This is a genomic window from Paraburkholderia sp. EG286A, assembly GCF_040965375.1.
Lineage (GTDB): Bacteria > Pseudomonadota > Gammaproteobacteria > Burkholderiales > Burkholderiaceae > Paraburkholderia.
Genome location: NZ_JBFRCB010000044.1, coordinates 1 through 322 on the forward strand (window position 1 = coordinate 1; position 322 = coordinate 322).

Here is a 322-nt window from a genome sequence, read left to right on the forward strand (position 1 = left end):
CTCCCGGGGTTCTTTTCGCCTTTCCCTCACGGTACTGGTTCACTATCGGTCGATCACGAGTATTTAGCCTTGGAGGATGGTCCCCCCATCTTCAGACAGGATTTCACGTGTCCCGCCCTACTTGTCGCATCCCTAGTTCTTCCATTCCGTCTTCGCCTACGGGGCTATCACCCACTATGGCCGCACTTTCCAGAGCGTTTGGCTGACGGTACAGATAAAGAATGCAGGCTGGTCCCATTTCGCTCGCCACTACTTTGGGAATCTCGGTTGATTTCTTTTCCTGCGGCTACTTAGATGTTTCAGTTCGCCGCGTTCGCTTCAC

The 322-nt window shown here is 53.4% G+C and carries 1 rRNA gene; it reads right to left on the bottom strand.

What is annotated here, in order from left to right:
- Positions 1 to 322 (bottom strand): 23S ribosomal RNA (locus tag AB4Y35_RS42170); the annotation flags it as partial.